Origin of the sequence: Kitasatospora sp. NPDC057512, assembly GCF_042802135.1 — a bacterium.
Classification (GTDB): Bacteria; Actinomycetota; Actinomycetes; order Streptomycetales; family Streptomycetaceae; genus Kitasatospora.
In genome coordinates, this window is record NZ_JBHVET010000103.1 from 1 (window position 1) to 16,145 (window position 16,145).

12 protein-coding genes are annotated in these 16,145 nt (G+C 72.8%); 4 read left to right on the forward strand and 8 right to left on the reverse strand.

Going from position 1 to position 16,145, the window contains the following annotated elements:
- Together ACFU6K_RS10105 and ACFU6K_RS10110 are read right to left on the reverse strand one after the other, a co-directional pair.
- On the reverse strand, nt 1–615 hold a 615-nt coding region (locus ACFU6K_RS10105), incomplete at its 3' end, for an SCO3242 family prenyltransferase (RefSeq protein WP_380662063.1).
- The gene (locus ACFU6K_RS10110; protein ID WP_380662065.1) at nt 612–1,796 is read right to left on the reverse strand and encodes an inositol-3-phosphate synthase; all 1,185 of its coding nucleotides are present in this window, start codon (nt 1,794–1,796) and stop codon (nt 612–614) included. The genes ACFU6K_RS10110 and ACFU6K_RS10105, both read right to left, overlap by 4 nt.
- Before the next feature lie 293 nt (nt 1,797–2,089).
- On the opposite strand from ACFU6K_RS10110, the gene ACFU6K_RS10115 reads away from it, so the two are divergent.
- Nucleotides 2,090–4,240, forward strand: a complete 2,151-nt coding sequence (locus tag ACFU6K_RS10115; RefSeq protein WP_380662067.1) for a hypothetical protein — start codon at nt 2,090–2,092, stop codon at nt 4,238–4,240.
- A complete protein-coding gene (locus ACFU6K_RS10120; protein ID WP_380662069.1) occupies nt 4,237–5,280 on the forward strand; it encodes a ferritin-like domain-containing protein in 1,044 nt (347 codons plus the stop codon). Before ACFU6K_RS10115 ends, ACFU6K_RS10120 begins: the two co-directional genes overlap by 4 nt.
- Nucleotides 5,281–5,290: 10 nt before the next feature.
- On the opposite strand, the gene ACFU6K_RS10125 is transcribed toward ACFU6K_RS10120, so the two are convergent.
- From ACFU6K_RS10125 to ACFU6K_RS10145, 5 genes are read right to left on the reverse strand one after another with little or no spacing between them, the layout of a single operon-like run.
- Nucleotides 5,291–6,301: an alpha/beta hydrolase family esterase gene (locus tag ACFU6K_RS10125; protein ID WP_380662071.1), complete on the reverse strand. Its 1,011-nt coding sequence runs from the start codon at nt 6,299–6,301 to the stop codon at nt 5,291–5,293.
- Complete coding sequence (locus ACFU6K_RS10130; RefSeq protein WP_380662073.1) at nt 6,298–7,275, reverse strand: formylglycine-generating enzyme family protein; 978 nt, start codon at nt 7,273–7,275, stop codon at nt 6,298–6,300. The genes ACFU6K_RS10125 and ACFU6K_RS10130 overlap by 4 nt, the downstream gene beginning before the upstream one ends.
- 28 nt (nt 7,276–7,303) lie before the next feature.
- Nucleotides 7,304–8,680, reverse strand: coding sequence for an MFS transporter (locus tag ACFU6K_RS10135; RefSeq protein WP_380662075.1), 1,377 nt, complete (start codon nt 8,678–8,680; stop codon nt 7,304–7,306).
- 26 nt (nt 8,681–8,706) lie between these two features.
- The gene (locus ACFU6K_RS10140) at nt 8,707–10,470 is read right to left on the reverse strand and encodes a sulfatase-like hydrolase/transferase (RefSeq protein WP_380662077.1); all 1,764 of its coding nucleotides are present in this window, start codon (nt 10,468–10,470) and stop codon (nt 8,707–8,709) included.
- The gene (locus tag ACFU6K_RS10145) at nt 10,467–11,186 is read right to left on the reverse strand and encodes a PadR family transcriptional regulator (protein WP_380662079.1); all 720 of its coding nucleotides are present in this window, start codon (nt 11,184–11,186) and stop codon (nt 10,467–10,469) included. The genes ACFU6K_RS10140 and ACFU6K_RS10145 overlap by 4 nt, the downstream gene beginning before the upstream one ends.
- A 256-nt stretch (nt 11,187–11,442) precedes the next feature.
- On the opposite strand from ACFU6K_RS10145, the gene ACFU6K_RS10150 reads away from it, so the two are divergent.
- Nucleotides 11,443–12,840: a carotenoid oxygenase family protein gene (locus ACFU6K_RS10150; protein WP_380662081.1), complete on the forward strand. Its 1,398-nt coding sequence runs from the start codon at nt 11,443–11,445 to the stop codon at nt 12,838–12,840.
- 41 nt (nt 12,841–12,881) lie between these two features.
- Nucleotides 12,882–14,225, forward strand: a complete 1,344-nt coding sequence (locus tag ACFU6K_RS10155; protein ID WP_380662083.1) for an aldehyde dehydrogenase family protein — start codon at nt 12,882–12,884, stop codon at nt 14,223–14,225.
- Nucleotides 14,226–14,286: 61 nt separating this feature from the next.
- Here the strand turns inward: ACFU6K_RS10155 and ACFU6K_RS10160 are convergent, their stop codons facing one another.
- Nucleotides 14,287–16,032: a helix-turn-helix domain-containing protein gene (locus ACFU6K_RS10160; RefSeq protein ID WP_380662085.1), complete on the reverse strand. Its 1,746-nt coding sequence runs from the start codon at nt 16,030–16,032 to the stop codon at nt 14,287–14,289.
- Between the last annotated feature and the right edge of the window lie 113 nt (nt 16,033–16,145).

The following is a 16,145-nucleotide window of genomic DNA, read 5'->3' on the forward strand; positions in this document are numbered from 1 at the left end:
GCCGGGGGCGGCGGCCACGGCGGCGATGGCGCAGGTGGCGGCCGCGGTGACCGGGAGGAGCGGGCCGTCGGCGCCCCGGACTTCGTGGCGGCTGAGCGCGCTGACCACCAGGGTGTGCGCGCCGACCACGGCGGCGGCGGGCGCTGCCGCGCGCAGGCCGCGGCCCCCGGGGCCCAGGAGGACGTCGAGGCCGCGGGCGGCGGCCATGGTGGCCGGCCCGGCGACGGGATGGCTCTTGAGGCCCAGGTCGTAGCTCCAGACCACGGCCGCCAACGGCACCGCGACGGACAGCGCCCCGCGCCCACCGCCCGCCGCGGCGAGGGCGAGCCCGGTCCCGGTGAGGCCGGTGGCCAGCGAGAGGGCGACCGAAGGCTCCACCCGGCCGGAGGGGATCGGACGGTGCGGACGCTCGACCGCGTCGGTGTGCCGGTCGGCGTAGTCGTTGAGGGCCATGCCCGCCCAGTAGAGGCAGACGGAGGAGAGGGCGAGCAGTCCGGTGGCCGGTCCGAGCGGGCGGCCGGCCAGTGTCGCCCCGACCAGGGAGTCGCCGGGCACGGTGATCGCGGCCGGGGCCCGGACGAGTTCGGCGACGGTGCCGAGGGCCGGGATCCTCATGCCCGCGGCTCGCCGCCCGCGGTCGCCGCCGCGAACGCCCGCAAGGCCTCGTACTGGTCGGTCAGGGCGTAACCACCCGAGCCGACCGGGTCCTTGAAGAAGAAGCCCAGGGCCCCGAGCGGGCCCGCGACGCCGGCCGCGTGCGCGGCGGCGGTGAGCCGGACGAGATCCAGCACGAGTGGTGCGGCCAGGGCCGAGTCGCAGCCCTGCCAGGTGAACTGGAGGCTCATCCGCGCCCCGAGGAATCCCTCGAAGGCCACGTGGTCCCAGGCGGTCTTCCATTCGCCGAGTGCCGGTACGCAGTCGATGTGCACCGAGCCCTCCACCGGGTGCCCCAGCATGCGGCCCAGGCCCCGTCGCTTGGACGCCGTCTTGCTGGCGGCGGCGCCCGGGTCGGCCAGGGTGGCGCCGTCACCGCCGCCCAGCAGGTTCGTGCCGGACCAGGCCCGCACCCTCAGCGCGCGGACGGCGAACATCGGCGCCAGGACCGACTGCACCAGCGTCTCGCCGGTCTTGGCGTCGCTGCCCGCGTACGGCAGGCCGCGCTCGCGGGCCAGGGCGTCCAGCGCGGGCAGCCTGGCACCGGTGGAGGGGGTGAAGTCCACGTACGGGCAGCCGGCGGCGAAGGCCGCGTAGGCGTAGAGCGAGCTGGCCGGCAGGACCTCGGCCGGGCCGCGCAGGGCCGCCTCCAGCAGGTCGAGGTCATGGTGTTCGGGGCGGTCCGGCACCGGCGCCTCGGTGGAGGCCACGTTGACGACCACGACGCGGTCCAGCCCCAGGCGCCGCCGGAAGCCCTCGATGTCGGCGGCGAGCGCCCGGGCCGCCACGGCCTGGGGCAGTCCGCCCCGACCGGCGGCGTAGCCCGGACGGATCTCCTGGTCGGCGGCGACGACGGCCTTCTCCAGCGGTTCGAGCAGCCGCTGCGGCACCACCCCGGCCGCCGCCAGTTCGGCGGCCCGCACGGGCAGGGGGACGGAGGCGGTGTCGTGCCCGCCGAACACCAGGGTGCCGAGCGGCGGCAGCCGGGTGGCGGGGAAGCCTTCGCTCGCGGTGACGCACCCCGTCGGCTCGGCCAGCCCCGCACCGACCGCCGCCGCGCCCACCACGGTGGTGGTGGCCACCGAGCCGCGCGCCCCCACCAGCCAGACCCCCGTCCGGGGCCCCGCTCCCGGTTCCGGCATGTGCCAGGCTCCTTCCGCTCGCCGGTCCGTGATCACCCGCCGTCGATTCGGCGGAAATTCCGTAGGACCGCTATCCGTTGTCACGTCGTCAACGATCCATCTATGCCGACGGCGGCCGTTCCGCTCACATCGGCGCAGCAGGAATCACCCGAATCGGCCTGGGGCGGAATCGTGTGATCGCGAAGGTGACTGACGCCGAGTGAACACCCTCGGCTGTCCGGGTCGAGGCGAGCTAGGGATCAAGGTGCGGTGGTACATCGCTGGCGGCTTCCCGCCAACCCCTAGGAGGTGCTGTGAGCGTCCTTTCCGTGCCCCGCGTTTTCTTTCGCGGTCAGGTGACATTCAATCCGGCGACCATGAACAACAACGGTCTGTTTCCGACGTACGACTTCAGTAGGGCGGAGCTGAACTGGGAATACCTGAAGGGCCATGGCATCACCCCGGACAATTTCCGGGAGGCCTTTCCGACGTGGGCGTTCAGCATGCAGAAGGGCAAGGATTCGGAAGGGAAGGACGTGTGGGAGCCCCCTTCGGGGTGGAGCGCCTACGGCGGCAACGACTGGTGGCTCCACGTGCAGCCTCGCGACGCGCCGGACGGCAAGGGCGTCTTCACCACCGTGACCGGGGGGCAGACCGCGTACGGAGCGGATCCGTCGATCTCGGGCGACCCGCTGTTCGGCGCCGTCGTCAACCTGGCCGGGGACTCGTTCCCGATCGCCGACCTCACCCCGGAGGAGCGGGCCGGCGACGGACAGTTCCCCAGGGCCGCGTTCCACACCAGCGCGAGCATGGCGGACAACAATCCGGATTCGGTCTGGAGTCCCTGCTTCTTCGCCAGGCGAATCCAGATCGGCAGCAGGACCAGCCCCGAGGGTTTCCTCTACGGCGACATCGAGGAAGGCGTCCAGCTGCCGGCGCGCTGGCAGAATTTCGGCCGCAATCTGAACCTGAAAGGGGACGTCTACCGCGACGGGGTCGGTGCCACCGTCGTCCAGGCGTGCGTGCGTCGGGACAATCTCCACTTCACCTCCGACAAGTCACCGCTGCTCAGCGCGCTCAAGAGGGAGATGGACGTCCAGAAGGCCCGCGGAATCATGATGCGGTACTCCGTCTATCTTACGCACTATTTCAACGCGCCCGAGTTCGCCGGCTGCAAGAATCAGAAGGAGCGGTTCGAGAAACTGCTCGTCCTGTGGAAGCAGGACCTCGACGCGGGGAATCCGCCGCGCCGGAACACCTGCATTTCCCGGGTGGTCGGCACGATCGGCCTGTGGCACGAGAGCGAGCCGGCTTCGGTGCCCGGTGGGCGGTTCCTGGCGCCGGCGAACTCGGTGAAGGTCATCAACTCGGAGGAGAAGGCGGTGGACGCCTGGTTCGGACCGGCGGTGGCGGAGCTCAACCGGAATGCCGGGGGCACCCGCTACGTCAGCCTCGACCTGGGGGCCACGGTCCCGGAGGCGGACGCCTCTGGTGAGAAGGAGGCGTCCTTCGGCACCTTGGAGCTCGTCGTCGCCGGCGACAGCAGTACCAAGACCGTGGCGGAGATCAAGCCCGATGCCTACGGCAGGAGCAGCTACGAGCTGACCTCCGGGATCATCGATGTGCCGGTCGACGGCAAGGTGACCGACGCGGATCTGGCCGGCGGTGTTCTGGGTGTCCGGTGCAAGCCGAATGCCAAGCAGATCACGATGCTGACGGAGAAGGTGCTCACGGCCCAGACCGAAACGCGCTCGATCTACGTCGACCAGAGCGACAAGGGCCGGGTGGTGGTGGTCGAGGTCCGGGACCGGGGCGTGATTCCCACCCGCGAGGTCGGGCTGGTCGTCCAGCAGTACCTGCCGGACCCGCCGCCACCCATGCAGAACGGTTCCTCCTGGAAGAGACCGGAGAAGAAGGAGGAAGTCCTCACCATCGAGGTCGGGAAGGTGGTGAAGGGTCGCGCGGAGATCGAGTTCACGACGGCGACCGGTCTCGGCGGCCCCAACCTCCCGGTCATCGCCTTCTTCCCGTACTACCTCGACGGGACTCCGGATGTTCCGCCGGAAAGGGTCGGATACACGGGAGCGCCGTGGTCGTTCGTCTCGGCGTTCTACTGCTGCGTGCGGATGCTGCCCTTCGACGACCAGCTCCCCGCGGACTTCAAGAAGTACTGCGAGGACCACCACAACGACCCTGCCGCCGCCTGGGACTACGTCTACAAGCATGTGCTCTACGTGTACGACATGATCTTCCCGGTCATGAAGTACTACGCCGCGCTCGATCTGGGGGACAGGACGGCCGTCGACCGGAACATCGACCAGATCCTGGAACTGTCCTCGACCGGCATGGCGAACTCCTCGCTCTACATGCCCGTCACCAGGGACCTGTCCAGCGGCAAGCGCAAGGTGCTGGAGATGTACCGGACCCTGCTCAGGACCGGAAAGCCGGCGGAGGCCACCTCATGACCTTCGAGGACGACATCAAGAAACTGCGGGAGATGCTGCAGAGCGCCTGCCTGGTCGAGTTCTCCACCATCCCCGCCTATCTCACGGGCTGGTGGTCGATCAAGGACCGCCGGAGCACCGCGGCCAAACTCATCCGGGAACTGGTGACCGTCGAGATGAGGCACCTGTCGATCGCCGCGAACGTCCTGATCGCCACCGGCGCCGACCCCGACATCAAGGCGATCGCCTCCCTTCCCTATCCGCGCTACTTCCCCGCCCCCGGCCCCATGGAGATCCACCTCCTGCCCTTCGGGAAGCCCTTCCTGGCCATGGGCATGTGCATCGAGTCCCCGGGGCCCGTCGATGACGGGACCCTGCCGGAGGAGTTGAGGGCAGCACTGCCGGAACCACCCGCTGCGTTCGACTCGCAGCGGCACACCTCGATCATCCCCGACCCGCACGAGACGATCGGAGACTTCTACCGCGCCCTCATGAAGCACATGAAGTACTGCGTCGAGCAGTACAAGGAGAAGGCCGTGTTCCCGGCCGGGCGCCTCGACCGCCAGTACGCCTACTTCGGGCAGGACTGCATCACCGTGGAAGGCCTGGACGACGCGCTGACGCTCATGCAGGACGTCATCTGGGAGGGCGAAGGGGACGGCGGAGGAATCCTGGACTCCAACCGCGACCTGTCGCACTACTTCACGTTCCACGAGCTGAGCGTCGGAAAGTTCTACCGGCAGGACGACAGGCCGCTCCACCCCACCGGCGACAGCTTCCATGTCCCGGAGGGGAAAGAGGTCGTGAACACCCTCGTCGACCCCGAGATGGCGAACTACGAGAAGAACCCGGACGCCCTCAAGGCCGCCCTCGGCTTCACGGAGCTCTACCAGAAGATGATCACAGACCTGGACTCCGGGTTCCGAGGACGCCCGGCCCTGGTCGACGTGGCCATCGGTCGGATGCGCCAGCTCCTGGCCCGCGCCGACGAGGTGCTGGTCTGCAAGCTGACGGGCATGGAGTTCTACGCGGCGCCGACCTTCGAGCTGCCCGCGCAGTGAGCCGGCGGCGTCACGGGTGGTGCCGGGAGAAGAACTGCCAGGCGGCGGCGGAGGCGTCCGGGCCGGTGGGGTCGCCGTACTGCGCGACGGCCGGGTCGTCGGAGCCGCCGGACCACTTGTGGGCCATGCCGTGGACGGTCCAGAACTCCAGCAGGGTGCCGTAGTCGGCGACGGTGTAGGTGCGGCCGCCCGGGACGGCGGCGTCGGTGAGCTGGGTGGGTTGGTCGGGGACGGCGGGAAGCCCCTGGGCGGTGAGGGCCAGGTTGTCGGTCTGGCGCCACTGTTCCAGGGCCTGCCGGCCGCACTGGTACGGGACGACCGGATCGGCGTCGCCGTGGAAGAGGATCACGGGGACGGGGCGCCGGCGCGGGCCCATCTGGGCGAACGCCTGCTGGGCGAGGTCCGCGGTGTCGGCGGTGGGCAGGTACGGGCCGAGGCAGCCCACGGCTCCGCGGCCGTAGGCGGCGCCGGAGTGGACGCCGATGGCGGCGTAGAGGTCGGGGTAGTCCGCTCCGAGCATGGAGGCCTCGAAGCCGCCGGCGGACATGCCCAGGGCGTAGGTGCGGGTGGTGTCGACGTTCCACGCGGCCGCCACGGCGCGGGTCATCCCGGCGATGGCGGCGGCGTCGCCGTGGTCGCGGGTCTCGCCCCGCGGGTCGGTGGTGGCGCGCCAGCAGCGGCCGTTGAGGAGGCGGTCGTAGGCGTCGCCGTCGGGGTAGAGGACGAGGGCGTGCTGCTGGTCGGCGATCGGGTTGAAGTCGCTGGACCGCGCGCGCTGGTCGGCGGTGGTGTTGCAGCCGTGGAGCAGGACGACCAGCGGTGACGGCTGCTGGGGGTCGTAGCCGGCCGGGATGTAGAGGCTGTAGTCGTAGGTGTCGCCGGCGGAGTCGTAGCTCTGGTGGAGGTAGCTGCCGGGGCCGGGGAAGGCCGAGGTGGGCGCGGCGGACGCGGTCGGGGCGGGGAGTGACAGGCCGGCGGCGGTGAGCAGCAGGGCCAGGAGGCGGACGGGGCCGGGCTTCATGCGGGAGTCTCCTTCGACGGGACGGATGCGGCGCAGCGGAAGCCGGCGTGGCCGCTGGAGCTGTCGGGGGTGTTGGCGCTGCGGGCGGCGACCCGGTAGCGGTTGCAGTAGGAGCGGTGGCACAGGTACGAGCCGCCGCGGATGACCCGGGCGGAGCCGGTGGCCGGACCGGTGGGGTCGATGACGGGGCGTTCGGCGGGGTGGGCGGTGGTCCACCGGTCGGCGCACCATTCCCAGACGTTGCCGGACGTGTTGTGCAGGCCGTAGCCGTTCGGCGGGAAGGCGTCGACGGGGGCGGTGCCGCGGTGGCCGTCGGCGGCGGTGTTCCTGGTGGGGAAGGTGCCGCGCCAGATGTTGCAGCGGTACTCGCCGTCCGGGTCGAGTTCGTCGCCCCAGGGGTAGCGGGCCTGTTCCAGCCCGCCGCGGGCGGCGTACTCCCACTCGGCCTCCGTGGGCAGTCGTTTCCCGGCCCAGTGCGCGTACGCCTCGGCGTCGTTCCAGGAGACGTGGACGACCGGGTGGTCGCCGCGGCCGTCCAGGTCGCTGCCCGGTCCCTCGGGCCGGTTCCACGCGGCCGCCCGGACCGCGCACCACCAGGGGGTGCGGTCGGGGCGGGGCGCGTCGCGGCGCAGGGCGGCGGGCAGGAGGCCGGCGAAGACGTAGGACCAGCCGAGGCGTTCGGCGTCGGTGCGGTAGCCGGTGGCGTCGACGAAGGCGGCGAAGCGGTCGTTGCCGACCGCGTGGGCGTCGATGCGGAAGGGGGTGAGCCGGACGGTGCGGACGGGGCCCTCGCCGTCGGTGGGGAAGCCCTCGTGGTCGTCGGTGCCCATGAGGAACTCGCCGCCGGGCAGCAGGACCATGCCGTCGGTGGTGGGGGCGACGCTGGGCGCCCCGGGCTGCCGGGACAGCGGGACGGGGCTGGTGGTGCCGCGCCGCGGGGCGCAGCAGGCGGGGGCGTGCGGGGCTGCGGGCATGGTGGTCCTTGGGGGAAGCCGGGCGGTGTCAGCCGAGGGCGGTGCGGCGGCGGTCGAGGTCCTGCTGGAGCCTGCGGACGTCGTCGGCCCAGGGGCGGTGCAGCAGGGTGAGGAACAGGCCGTTGGCGAGCATCAGTCCGACGAGGACGGTGAGGAAGACCGGGCGCAGTCCGAAGGCGTCGCCGGCGAGGCCGGCGCCGAGGGTGAAGGCGGCCCAGCCGAGGGCCTCGGCGACGGAGACGTAGACGGTGAAGGCGGCGTCGCGCAGTTCCGGCGGGACGACGGCCAGCACCATGGGGCGGTTGAGGCTGGGGTTGACGCCCTGGGCGGTGCCCATGAGCAGGAAGAGCAGCGCGTAGGGGCCGATGCCGCCGTAGTCGATCTGGGTGCCGAGGTAGGCGAGGACGGCGAACGCGATCTGGGCGCTCTGCAGGGCGGTCGGTAGGCCGTGGCGGGGACTGCGGCGGTCGGCCCAGTCGGCGAGGAAGCCGCCGAGCGCGGTGCCGAGGACGTAGCCCAGGCCGAGGGGAAGGAGGACGACGGCGGCGGTCCGGGTGTCGAACCCGAAGACGTCGACGAGGTAGACGACCGCGAAGGAGCCGAGGAGGAGGTGTCCGGAGAGGAGCCGGGAGACGACCAGGACGGCGAAGGTGCGGATGCGCAGCAGGGAGCGCAGCGCGTCGCGGTCCAGGGTCGGCCGGACGGCCCGGGGTGTGCCGGCGAGTCCGGCGAGCTGGGGTTCGGCGGCGCCGCGGCCCGGGTCGCGGAAGAACAGCAGCAGGACGAGGCCGAAGGCGACGTTGAGCGTGCCGATGATCCAGAAGCCCCAGCGCCAGCCGTCCTCGACCCCGGCGAGTTGGCCGATGAGCGGGCCGAGGGCGGAGCCTGCCAGGGCGAGCCCGCCGTACAGGGCGCCGGTGGCCCGGCCTCGCGACGGGCCGGGGAACAGGTCGCCGAGGATGGTCGGCACCAGGGGGTGGGCCGCGGCGTACCCGGCGGCCAGGAGCGTGGTGAGCAGCAGGAGTTGGGTGAAGTTCCGGGCGAAGCCGGCGGCGATCCCCCAGACGCCCCAGAAGCCGGTGGCGAGGACGAGGACGCTCTTGCGGGACCAGCGGTGCGCGGCCCGGGTCCACAGCGGTCCGGCGACGACGCCGACGAGTTTGCCGGCGGCGGTGAGGACGCCGAGGGAGCCGAGGCTGAGGCCGAGGGCCTGCCGGATCACCGGGAACAGGCCGCTGACCAGGCCGGCCTCGGAGCCGTCGACCAGCATCGCGCCGCCGAGGAGGGACAGTTGGCGCCACCGTCCGCGGACCGGCGGGACGGCGTCGGCCTTGGCGCCGGCCGTGGCGTCGGGGCCGGTGTCGGCCGCGGCCGTGGCGGGTTCCAGGTCGGTGGGCTCGGGCACGGGGCACTCCTGCGGGTCACGGGGGGTCAGAGTTCGGCGAGTTCGCGGGCGACGGCGTGCAGGGCCCGGGCGTCGAACTGCCCGCTCACGACGGCGGCCAGGTCGATCAGCGGGAGCCCCCCGAGGAACTGGAGGAACTCCGAGTCGACGATGCCGGGCAGGTGCCTGCGCAGGACCTCGACCGCGACGGGGTCGGAGATCAGCGCCAGGACGGGGGTGCGCACCGAGAGCCGGCCGGTGGGGAAGTCCTCGGTGCGCGGGAACGGCTCGGTCGTCCTGCGCGCCTGGTCGCGTTGGGCCCGGACCAGCAGGTGCTCCTCCGACACCGGCCCCTCGGGGGGCAGCCCGAGGCGCTCGTACTGGCTCGGCGGCGCGTCGTTGGCGCGCATCAGGTCGACCAGCAGCCCGGCCATGCGCAGTTCGGCCGCGTCGTCGACGACGGGGGAGAGCTGTTCGGGGTCCGCCTCCAGGTCGAACAGGAGGGTGCCGTGCTGGTAGGGGTTGAGCAGCGCGCGGCCCGGTGTGCGCAGGGTCCGTACGCCCTTGGTGAAGTCGAAGGGCTCGGCCAGTTCGACGTCCTTCAGTTCGGCGGGGGTGAACCGGCCGCGCATGCGGGTGGGCATCAGGGTGTGCTCCAGCAGCGGCTGGTTGTCGGGCCGCGCGGGCGCCCGCAGGTAGACCCACCGTCCGTCGGTGACGTTGACGTGGCCGCCGTGGGCGCCGAACAGGGCGGCCCGGCGCACCGGGGTGTCGTCCGCGACGGGCAGCGGTCGGCCCTGGACGTCCGCGGGCCGCGGCACGCCGAAGAACTCCAGCAGGGTGGGCGCGAGGTCGATCGTCTGCACCAGGGAGCCGCGGCGCTCGCCGGCCCGGCCGGAGCGGGGGTCCCAGGCGAACAGCGGCAGGTGGACCAGTTCGTTGTACCAGGGCTGGACGGCCTTGCCCCACCAGCCCTTCTCGCCGAGCAGCAGGCCGTGGTCGGTGTTGACGATCAGCAGGGTGTCGTCCCACAGGGCGAGTTCGTCCATCAGGTCGAGGACCCGGCCGAGCGAGTGGTCGCACATGGACAGCAGGGCCGCGTACTCGTGGCGGGCGTGGGCGACCTGGTCGTCGGTCTCCACGACGCGCTTGTAGTCGGGCCAGTCGAAGTGCGGGCCGTCGTAGTCGTGCGGGTAGAGGTCCTTGTACCGCTGGTGGGAGAAGAACGGCTCGTGCGGGTCGAAGGTCTCGATCTGCACGAACCAGCGGTCGGCGTCCCGGTTGGTGCGGACGAACTCGAGGCCGGCGTCGAAGGTGAGCGTCTGCGGGTGCTCGGCCTCGGTGGGCAGGTGCTGCCGGTTGACCCAGTCCTGGCGGTGGGTCTGGAAGCGGAGCCGCTTCAGGTCCTCGGGGATCTCGGGCTCGGCCACCTGCCCCTTCCACGGGTCGCCCTCCTGGCCGCGGAAGAACTCCCAGGTGGTGTACCGGCCGTGGTAGGTCGCGCCGCCGTCCTCCCAGTAGTGCGGGTGGTCGCTGACCAGGTGGGTGTGGACGCCGTTCTGCTTGAGCAGCTCGGGCATGGAGTCGTCGAACGGCTCCAATGGGCCCCAGCCGCGGTGCAGGAAGTTGTAGCGGCCGGTGTGGATCTCGCGGCGGGCCGGCATGCAGGGCAGGGAGCCGGCCCACGCGTTGTCGAAGGTGACCGAACGCTCCGCGAGGCGGCGGAAGTTGGGGGCGTGCGTCCAGTCGGCTCCGTACGGGGGCAGCAGGTGCCGGTTGAGGCTGTCGAACATCACCATGATCGCCTTCATCGGGCGTCTCCCTCGGTGGTGGGGGCGGTCGGGGCCTCGGGATTCGGTACGGGGGTGGCCGGGGCCGCGGGATTCGGTACGGGGGTGGCCGGGGCCTCGGGATCCGTCACGGGGGTGGCCGGGGCCGCGGGATTCGTCGCGGCGGCCGGGTCTCCGGTCGGCCGGTCCTCCAGCCTCGTGAGCATCCGCTCCAGCCAGTCGACCCAGCGGTCCACCGAGGCGGCTCCGAACCGGTGCAGCTCCTCGGCCACTTCGCGGGCCAGCCGCTGGTCGAGCTCGGGGAGCGGGTCCTTGAAGTGCAGGCCGCGGTCGCGGTCGCGGTTGCGGGCGATCTGCGCGCGCCGGTAGTCGAGTTCGGTGCGCAGGAGCCGGATCGCGGCCTCCCGGTCCAGCGGGGCGGCGAAGGCGAAGCGGGCCAGGAAGTCCGCGTCCTGGAAGCGGCTCGGCGGATCGTACGGGGAGCGCACCCAGTCCAGCAGGGCCTCCCGCCCGACCGGGGTCAGCCGGTAGACCTTCGCGTCCGGCCGTCCCTCGCGGGGATCCACCTCGTACTCGACCCAGCCGTCCACGACCATCCGGCCCAACAGCCGGTAGATCTGGCTGTGGTGGGCCCGCGACCGCAGGAACTGGCCCTCGGTCTCCACCCATTTGCGCAGGTCGTACCCGCTGAGCGGGCGGCCGGCCAACAGCGCGAGCAGCACGTACTCGAACCGCACTCTGTCTCCCTATGTGCAAGATTCCCTATGTGCAGAGTGCCTTTGCCCGCAGAGGGAGGGCAATGGCTGGAGCCGCCCTGCCACGAGCTGTTCACCGGGGTTCACGGGAGTTCACGCGGCGGCGTGCGCCGGTGAACGCGAGGGCGGGCCGCCGGTTGCACGGCGGACCGTCACCCGCCGGGTGGGTGGCTCGTTGAGCCGGGTGCGCCGCCCCGCGTGCGCAGTGGTAGTCGGAAGCGGCCTGAGGGAGTCTGCGGTGTCCACCGTCACCAACCCGTTCACCGGTGGCTACGCCCCGGCGGAGGAGGAAGTCACCGCCTTCGACCTGCCGGTCACGGGGACGGTCCCGGCCGAGCTCAACGGCCGGTACCTGCGCAACGGGCCCAACGGGATGCGGGCGGAGGACCCGCGGCCGCGGCACCTGTTCGCCGGGTACGCCATGGTGCACGGGGTGCGGCTGCTCGACGGGCGGGCCCGGTGGTACCGCAACCGGCTGGTCCGCAGCGCCGCCGTGGCCGAGGCGCTGGGGGAGCGGCCGCGCCCCGGCGCCGCGCCGCGGATCGCCGACGTCGCGCCCAACACCCACGTGATCGGGCACGCCGACCGCACCCTCGCACTGGTCGAGGGCGGCTTCCGCCCGTACGAACTCTCCTACGAGATCGAGACGGTGGGTGCCGGCGACTTCTGCGGCACGCTCCCCGACGGGTTCGCCGCCCACCCCAAGCTCGACCCGGTCACCGGCGAACTGCACGCGATCACCTGGCAGCGGGACGACAGCGAGAGGCTGCGCCACCTGGTGGTCTCCCCGCAGGGCGTCGTCGTGCGCGCCGTGGACATCCCGGTCCCGCACCGGCCGGTGGTGCACGACATGGCGCTGACCCGGAACTTCGCCGTCGTGCTCGACCTCGCGGGGCGCGTCAGCATGCCCGACAACCTGGCGCGCAAGACCTATCCGGCGGTCTGGGACGAGAGCCGCGGCGCGCGGGTCGGGCTGCTGCCCCGCAACGGCACCGAGGTCCGCTGGTTCGAGGTCGAGCCCTGCTTCGTCTTCCACACCCTCAACGCCCACGAGGACGGCGACCGGGTCGTCGTCGACGTGGTCCGCTACCCGAGGATGTTCGCCGACGGCGCGGTGGACGGGCAGAGCAGCCCCACCCTGGACCGCTGGACCGTCGACACCGTCTCCGGCAGGGTCACCGAGACCCGGCTGGACGACCGGCCGCAGGAGTTCCCGGCGGTCAACCCGGCGGTGGTCGGCGGCGCCCACCGGTACGGGTACTCCACCGTGGCCACCGACCTGCTGCGCCACCTCGCCGCGACGAGCGACGACCTGGACGGGCTGCCGCCGGAGGCCGCCGGGGACGCGCTGATCAAGCACGACCTGCGCCGACAGTCCAGCACCGTACGGCGGTTCGGCGCGGGCCGGTACACCGGCGAGGTCTCCTTCGTGCCGAGGGAGGGCGCCCGCGGCGAGGACGACGGCTACCTGCTGACCTACGTCCACGACCCCGAGCGGGGCGCGAGCGACCTGGTCGTCCTCTCCGCCGAGGACTTCACCGGCGCCCCGCTCGCCACCGTCCACCTGCCGGTGCGGGTGCCGGCCGGCTTCCACGGCAGCTGGATCCCCGACCCCGTCCGAGAGGACTCCGAGTGAACATGTCGGCTTTGAACACCCCGTCCGTTACCGCGCCGTCGGTGACCGCCCCCTCCGTGACCGCCCCGTCCCCGACCGCCCCGGCCGAGACCGTCGCCCGGCTGCGCGCGACCTTCCGTACCGGCCGCACCCGGCCGCTCGCCTGGCGCACCGATCAGCTGGCCGGGCTGCGCGCCCTGCTGACCGGCCACCGCGAGGAGATCGCCGACGCCCTCCACGCCGACCTGCGCAAGCCGCGCGCCGAGACCGACATCGCCGAAGTCGACTTCACCGTACGGGAGATCGACCACACCCTGCGGAACCTGGAGCAGTGGCTGCGCCCCGAGCCGGTGCCCGCCGCCGCGCTCACCCGGCTGCCACCGGGGACGAGCGCCCACACCCGCCACGCCCCGCTCGGGACCGTCCTGGTGATCGCGCCCTGGAACTACCCGGTGCAGCTGCTGCTGGTCCCGGTGGCGGGCGCGATCGCCGCCGGAAACACGGTGCTCGCCAAGCCGAGCGAACTGGCCCCGGCCTGCTCGGCCCTGCTGGCGCGGCTGCTGCCCCGGTACCTCGACCCGGCGGCGATCGCCGTGGTGGAGGGCGGCGGGGAGACGACCACCGCCCTGCTGGCGGAGCGCTTCGACCACATCCTCTACACCGGCAACGCCCGCTTCGGCCGGGCGGTGCTGCGGGCCGCCGCCGAGCACCTGACCCCGGTCACCCTCGAACTGGGCGGCAAGTCGCCGGTGTTCGTGGACCGCGGCGTCGACCCCGGGGCGGTCGCCGCCCGGCTGGCCCGCGCCAAGTTCGCCAACGCCGGGCAGACCTGCGTGGCCCCCGACTACCTGCTGACCGACCCGGCCACGGCCCGCGCGCTGGAAGGCGCCCTGGCGCGGGCCGTCACCGAGCTGTACGGCCCCGACCCGGCGCGGTCACCGGCGTACGGGCGCATCGTCGACGAACGGCACTTCGACCGGGTCGTCGCCCTCCTCGACTCGGGCCGTACGGTCTTCGGCGGGCAGCACGACCGCGCGGACCGCTACATCGCGCCCACCCTGCTGGCCGAGGTGGAACCGGACGCCCCGGTGATGCGGGAGGAGGTCTTCGGCCCCGTCCTTCCCGTCGTCGAGGTCGCCGGCCTCGACGAGGCGATCGCCTTCATCAACGACCGGGACCACCCCCTCGCCCTCTACGCCTTCACCGAGGACGGGCCCGCACGCCGCCGGCTTGCCGAGGAGACCGCCTCCGGCGCCCTCAACTTCGGCCTCCCGGTGGCCCACCTGGGCATCCCGGAACTCCCCTTCGGCGGCGTGGGGGAGAGCGGCTCCGGCCGCTACCACGGCCGCTGGTCCCTCGACACCTTCAGCCACCGCCGGGCCTGCCTGGACGCGCCGCTGGCCTGAGCGGCCGGGACGGCTCTGGTCGGAGGTGGGCGCACCGGCGGCGTGCGTTCCGCGGAGCGGCTCAGGAGGACCCGGCACCGACGGTGCGGCGCCCGGCGGCGCCGGGTGGCCGCGTCTGCTCCCGGCCGCCGCTCGGCACGCCGCGCAGGAGCGTGAGGGACTGCCGGTCGAGCGCGGTCCGGGCGGCGGTGAGGACACAGGGCAGGCCGTCTCCGGCCGGAGCGGCCTGGGGGCCGGCCGTCCGGGGCCGTGCGGTCTCGGCGGCGCCCGGGATGTTCGCGTCCAGCCAGCGTCGAAGGGCCCTGGAGAGCGTCGAGGCGGGCTCGGACAGCTCGCCCGCGGCCGCGCCGAGGGCGCCGGCCAGGAGGTTGGGGAGTTCGAGGGTCATCCAGGCGACGGCCGCCGCCTCGTCCGGCAGGTCGGCGGGCGCGGTGGAGGCCGGTCGGACGGGCGGGATGCCGCGGTCGTGCGGGGTGATCAGCCGGACGGCGGCGGCCGCGGTGTGCAGCTGATGTTCGAGCAGCCGGTTCAGGGCCGCCCGGCGGGCCTCCGGGGTGTCCTCGGTGTGGGACAGCTGCCGTGCGTGTCGACGGACCAGGGGGTGGAAGGCGTAGCGGCCCGGGGTGGTGGACAGCAGGAGGTGGCAGTCGACCAGGGACTCCAGGGCGCGGTCCGCCGCGGCCGGCGGGATGTCGGCGAGAGCGCCGGCCGCGCGCGGGCCGAAGTCGGCTCCCGGATGGCAGCCGAGCAGTCGGAGCATTCGGCGCCGGGCGTCGTCGAGCCTCGCGGTGGAGGTGGCGAGGGCCGCGGCGACGGCCTGGTCCACGAAGGCGCGGGACTCGGCCGGCATCCGGTCCTCCGCCCGCATCCGGGCCGCCAGGTACGCGGGCGTCCAGGGGCTGCGGTGGGCCAGCCGGGTCGAGGCGGCCCGGACGGCGAGGGGTAATCGCCCGCACAGTGAGACGATCTCGGCCACCGCGTCGGTGCCGTCCGCGCCCACGCCGCTGATCGCGGCGAACAGCGCGGCGGCCTGCTCCGTGGACGGCACGTCCAGGGACAGCGGTACGACGCCGGGCAGTTGTGGCATCCTGCGGCGCGACGTGATCAGCACCAGGCAGCCGGGGGCGCCCGGCAGCAGCGCCCGTACCTGGGCGGCGTCGGCGGCGTTGTCGAGGAGGACCAGGACACGCCGGCCGGCCAGGGTGGAGCGCCAGAGCGCCGCGCGGTGGTCGGGGTCGTCGGGAATCGCGGCTTCGGGCACGTGGGCCATCCTCAGCAGGGATTCCAGGGCGGCCGCGGGCTCGACCGGTCGTCGGCCGGGGGTGAAGCCGTGCAGGTCGAGGAAGAGCTGTCCGTCCGGGTAGCGGTCGGCCAGCAGGTGGGCGGCGCGCAGCGCCAGTGCGGTCTTGCCGACCCCGGCCATGCCGTCGATCGCCGCCATCGCCACGGTGCTGCCGTCGCAGCGTCCCGCCCGGTCGAGCAGCTCGCCCAGCTCACCCTCCCGGCCGGTGAAGTCCGGGATGTCGTACGGGAGGTACCACCGGGACGAGGGGCCGTCGTGGTCGCGGGTGCGCGCCAGTGCGGCGGCCTCGCCCTGGCTGGCCGCGAGGAACGCCCGGGCGTTGTCCGGTTCGAGCTCCAGGGCTGCCGCCAGCAGCCGGACGGAGGTCAACCGCGGGACGGTCCGGGCGCCGTTCTCCAGGCTTCGGATCGTACGGTCGGAAACGCCGGATCTCTCGGCGAGTTGTTCCTGGGTCAGACCGGCATCGCGTCGGTGATGACGGAGTAACTCGGCGAATATCGACATCACGGCACCCCCGGTTGTCCGCTGCCCCCAATACCGCGGATCGAAGCCTAACCAGCCGCCCGGTCGATTGGCGAGCGAATGATCCCGTCGGTTTCCGGTCGATTCCCGGACTG